This is a genomic window from Bacillus sp. FDAARGOS_1420, assembly GCF_019344915.1.
Classification (GTDB): domain Bacteria; phylum Bacillota; class Bacilli; order Bacillales; family Bacillaceae_G; genus Bacillus_A; species Bacillus_A mycoides.
Genome location: NZ_JAHWJB010000003.1, coordinates 245,850 through 251,704, shown reverse-complemented (window position 1 = coordinate 251,704; position 5,855 = coordinate 245,850). Strand labels below are relative to the sequence as shown.

At 36.7% G+C, this 5,855-nt stretch carries 2 protein-coding genes; both read right to left on the bottom strand.

The window, feature by feature from the left end; all coding sequences use genetic code 11:
* Nucleotides 1–2: 2 nt before the first annotated feature.
* A complete protein-coding gene (locus I6L50_RS30240) occupies nt 3–4,559 on the bottom strand; it encodes a non-ribosomal peptide synthetase (RefSeq protein ID WP_219303914.1) in 4,557 nt (1,518 codons plus the stop codon).
* 14 nt (nt 4,560–4,573) lie between these two features.
* The gene (locus I6L50_RS30235; RefSeq protein WP_257475438.1) at nt 4,574–5,836 is read right to left on the bottom strand and encodes an MFS transporter; all 1,263 of its coding nucleotides are present in this window, start codon (nt 5,834–5,836) and stop codon (nt 4,574–4,576) included.
* Nucleotides 5,837–5,855 lie beyond the last annotated feature (19 nt).

Genomic DNA, 5,855 nt, shown 5'->3' with positions numbered 1-5,855 from the left:
CTTTACACCCTTTTCTTTGTTAATTTAAGTAATACTTTGCTCAAACTTTCTTCCGTAAGGTCCTCCGCATCAGCAAAATCTGATACTGTAAAAGCAGACTCTGTTGTTGGTTTATTTATAAGTTGACGAAGATGCCTCAACATACCATCTGCTATCGCTTGAATTTTCAATCTAGAAAACTGTTCTCTACTATACATCCAAACAAAATGTAACTTCTCATCTTTTACCATACCGATAACATCAATTAGATGCGATGGTTTGGAATCTGGAGCATGATTTAAAAATGTAAACCCTGTCTCTTGCATAAACAAAGATTCCTTTGAAAACACTTGATCAAATTGGCCCAAATAGTTAAAGCTTATTGAAGGCTTTTGCTGATAAAACGGAAGTGATTCTTTTTTCAGGTAACTTAAAATACCATAATCAACTCCGCAATTCGGAATTTGACGCAATTGATCTTTTACAGCCTTTAATCCTTCAATAGGTGTTTTAGTTCCTTGAAAATTCAGATGAACAGGATAAATACTCGTGAACCAGCCCACTGTCCGTGATAGATCAATACCTTCAATCATCTCTTCTCTCCCGTGTCCTTCTAGATGAATAGAAACCGTTTGCTGATTTGTACAATCGACGATAGCTTGTCCTAATGCCGCCAATAGTACCTCATTAATCCTTGTCTTATGAGTCACTGGAACTTCTTGTAACAATGCATGTGTTTCTTTTACTCCTAAAGTCCTCGTCACTTGATCAATGGATTCTTCTGTTGTTTCTTGTATTGGGTAGTCCATTGGAATTTTCATCGTTTCTTTTTCTACCCGTTCATTCCAATAATCTTGTACTTTTTTTGAAATACCCGAATCACTGTATGTCTGCAGTCGTTCCGACCACTCTTTAAAAGATGTACTTTTCGCAGGTAAGCGGACTCCTTGACCTTGTTTCATCTGTTTATATACCGCCTGTAAATCTTCCAATAGAATTCTCCACGATACTCCATCTATCACTAAATGATGAATCACCCAAAATAGTCGATCATTTCCATCTGAGATATCCTCGAAGTAAACTACTCTCATTAACGGACCTGTAACTAAATTGAAACTAGCTTGTGTAATGTTCATCTCTTCTTGTATTACTTTATTCCACGCTTGTTCATTAGCTTTGTTCCGTTTTACCACATGAAGTACAGACCGCTCATCAGTCCCTTCATTTCTCTGCCTCCACGTTCCATTTGGTAACTGTTCGTACCGGAAACGTAAAGCATCATGATGTTTGAGTAAATTTAATATTGCTCCCTCTAGTAACTTAACGTCCAATCTCTCTTTTACTCTTAAAAGCATCGATTGATTCCAATGCTCCGGACGTGAATGTTCTTGCTCGAAGAACCAGTACTGAATTGGAGTAAGAGGCACATCTCCTGTCACAATTCCCTGCTCCGCTTGTACTCCCTGCATTTCTATAGCCACTTGTGCCAACTCGGCAATGGTTGGGCATTCAAACATTTGCTTTGGAGTAAGTTTTAATCCCACTTGACTTGCTTGAGATATGATTTGAATACTGAGAATCGAGTCGCCACCAATTTCAAAGAAATTATCATAGATTCCTACCTTTTTAACACCTAATACTTGCTTCCAGATGGTAGCCAGTATCTTTTCGTTACTATTCCGAGGAGCAACAGCTTCACTGTTAGTCTGCTCTTCCTCCGGCATAGGTAAGACCTCACGATCAACTTTACCGTTAGCTGTTAGTGGAATGGCTTCCATCGTCACAAATCTCGAAGGGACCATATAGCTCGGTAGTTTCGCTTTAAGATACTCTCGCCACGCACCTACATTTCCATCTCCTACAACATATGCTACTAATCGTTTATCACCTGGTTGATCTTCTCGAACAATCACAACAGCCTCCTTTATAGATGCATGTGCATGTAAAGTAGACTCAATCTCCCCAATCTCAATTCGGAAACCACGTATTTTAACCTGATGATCAATTCTTCCACGATAATCCAGATTCCCATCCGGTAAATACCTCGCTAAGTCTCCTGTCCGATATAATCTTGCTTTCGGATCACTACTAAATGGATGAGGTATAAAGCGCTCTGCAGTTAATTCAGGTCTATTTAAATACCCACGTGCAAGCCCTGACCCGCCAATATAAAGCTCACCATCTACACCTATAGGTACAGCCTGTTGATAAGCGTCTAGTATATACACTTCTAAATCTGGAATCCGCTTTCCGATATTACTTCTTGAAGCATGCTGCACATCATCTTGAGTAATTGGATAATATGTAACATGAACGGTAGTTTCTGTAATTCCATACATATTAATTAACTGCGGTTCTTTCTCCCCATACCTTTGAAACCAAGGTAACAAGCTAATAGCTTCTAATGCCTCTCCACCAAATATCACATAACGCAGCTGCAAGTTTTTATTCTCATCTTCTTGTTCACACACTTGTATTAATTGTCGAAATGCGGAAGGTGTTTGATTTAGAACTGTGACTTCTTCCTCTACCAATAATTGATAAAAATCCTTAGGCGATCGACTAATCCAGTACGGAACAACAACTAATTTCCCACCATATAATAATGCTCCCCAAATTTCCCATACTGAGAAATCAAATGCATAAGAATGAAAAAGCGTCCAAGTATCTTTTTCATTAAACTGATACAAACAGTCTGTTGATTTAAATAAACGAATGACATTGTGATGCTCTATCATAACGCCCTTTGGATTCCCTGTTGATCCCGAAGTATAGATTACGTAAGCTAGATTTTGGGAACTTACATCAGAAACTGGCAAGGACTTACTTTCTTGCCCAATCTCAGCTCGTTCACGATCCAGGCAAATCGATTTAATATTTTCTGGTAACCATTTCAATTCTTTTAAACTTTCTTGCGTTACGAATAACTGAATGCTAGCATCCTCTAAAATATATTGAAGTCGCTGCTCTGGATATGTTGGATCAAGTGGAACATAAGCTCCACCAGCCTTCAAAATCCCTAAAATACCTACAATCATTTCGAGAGAACGTTCAACGCACAGTCCAACTAAAGTATCAGGTCCTACTCCTTTTTTTTGTAGATAATGAGCTAACTGATTTGCACGTTCATTTAGCTCCCTATAGGTAACTCGCTCTTTTTCATACGTAACTGCAATAGCGTTTGGATAAATCATCGCTTGCTGTTCGAACAATTCATGAATAGTTACTTGAGGTGGAAAATCAAGCTTAGGATTGTTGAACTCTACTAAACTTTTTCTTTTATCTTCTTCAGAAATGATTTCAATTTCAGCTACCTTCTGCTTTGGATTTTCAAACGTATTTTCTATTATTGCTAACATAACTTTGAAAAAACGTTTTATCTCTTCCTTAGAAAATAACTCTTCACGATAATCAATATGTACATGTAAAGAGTCTATATCAATCAAATTCTCAATATGCACTGCAAAATCTTGTACTTCTTCACAGTTTGGAATCCATAGTGAGTCACCACTTTCATCACGATCTCTATAATCAATCGTAGTTCCGAAAAGTCTAACATTGCTGTTATTCTCTTTATTAATCTGCTTTAATAACAAATCAAATGGGTATTTCTGATGTCGTAATGATTTACTTTGTTTTCTGGACACTCTACTAATAAATGAAAGCACTTCTTCTTCTGGATCGATATCCATTCTTAGGGGAACCGTACTCACCATCATTCCAATTAATTCCCGTTCCATTTTAGTCATACGATTGCCATAAGCCATTCCTAATGCAATATCAAGCGATGAGGTCCACCGATGCATAGACAAGGAAAATGCAGCGACAAAAAGAGTATATAAACTAAATTTGTAATTTTCAGAAAATTTTTCTATCTTTCTCTTCAAATTCTCCGATAATATAAACGTCTCACGTGCTGCTCTGGTACTAACTTGGTACGTATTATAGGACTTCAATCCCGTCACAGATGGAAGTGTTTTAAATTCCTCTAACCAGAATTTTTGATCTTTTTGAAAGCGACTACTATTCAAGTATGTTTGTTCATTGGCCAGAAATTGAACATATGAATTTCTAAGTACGCCCTCCTCAGTCTCGCTATACATCCCATAATAATATTTTGCAATCTGACTGATAAATATTTGGATTGATAAACCATCCATGATAATATGATGAACATTCCCAAAGACTGCACATTCATTATCGTTTAATTTTATTAAAGCAAAATAGTGCAAATCTGAATTAAATAATGTAAACGTTTCTTTTGTTTTCTGCTCGATCCATTTCTCAAGCAAATCTGAATCTTCCACGGAACTGAAATCGAAAAACTCAAATTCTTGTTCTGCATGTTTAACAAAATATTGTTCAGGTTGCTGATGCCCATTTTCTTTTAGTCTGATGCAAAGACCATCATTTTCACTAATAACACGATTCACAACTCGGTTTAATTTTGAATAATCCATTTTTCTATGAAGTTTAAATAAAAACCTTAAATTACATATCCCTTTACCGGAATGAATAACTTCTGTATACCATATTCTCCTCTGTGGATGACTTAACGGATAACATTCTTCATTGGCCATAAAAAATCTTCCCTTCAAAAATTATTTACTCTTATAGGTTCTTGTTTGTGTTTAACCCATATATATTTCTGCAGTGAAACCCCAATTACTCCGATGATGATGAGCCCAATACCCACATAAAAATAGAGTTCAATTACTCCGAAAAAGTGAACCAGTGGACCGCTCATAGCAGGAGAAATAATGAGGACTGCATTTGCTAAACTACTTTGAATTCCAAATACTCTTCCGACCTGTTCTTGATGAGATTCTATTTGTAGAATAACTTGATTGGATACAAACATAAGTCCACTTCCAATACCAGCTATAAAACTAATCAGATAGGCAAAAATGAGGGATGAACCAGGACTTATCAGAGTTATCAGACTAATACCTCCAAAGCCAATTCCCATTAAAGCAATGCCTCCACATATTACCCAACCATATTGAAAATGTTTTAATTTCTGAGTTAAGAATGCGCCAATTATTCCCCCAAGACCAATAATAGAAATGATGTATCCCATTTTACTCTTATCATTTGGAAACAAGCTCTTAAATAAAGTAGGGAACTGTGAGTCTACTAATTGTAATACTGCCATAGCTATTGTAAAGAAAATCATAGTTGATAATATCATCCGATTGGATAATACATACCCCCAACCTTGTAACCAAGCAGTCCAAGTACTTTGCTGTTTCTTTTCTATATGTTCTTTTGACAAAGATTCCTGTAACCTTATTGTAGGCAACAGAACCAAAGCAGCTAGTAAACAGCATATTGCCCTTATAATCAAACAAAACTCTGGCTGAAACCAGCTCAGTAACATTCCTCCTATAAGTGGGCCCAGTATCTTGGTTCCTTGCTCAACTATCCCATTGATACTTACCGCTTTGGTAAGCAGATCAGGAGAAACAATCTGTCGTGTTAGTGTTTGCTGTGCAGGATAGTAAAAAACGGTGAAAATGGAACGAACCATTAATGCTAACAAAAGCCAATGAATATTTTGGACAAATAAAAGAACAATTGTTAATAAACCAACCATTAGATTACAAAACATCATAATTGGAATTTTTCTAAAGCGATCAGCAATAACACCTGCCCATGAACTAAATATAATCCCAGGAAGTGCATACGCAACGGGAATTAATCCAATCATGGTGGGATCTACTCCCCATTCAAAACTAACAATGGTCATAATGGCTAACATGTCAATAAATACTCCGAGCATAAGCAGTGAATACGCAGAGAAAACTTGTAAATAAATTGTATTTCCCCATAGACTTTTTGATTCGGTAGTTTTCATAAAAACGAGCTCCTTAAGT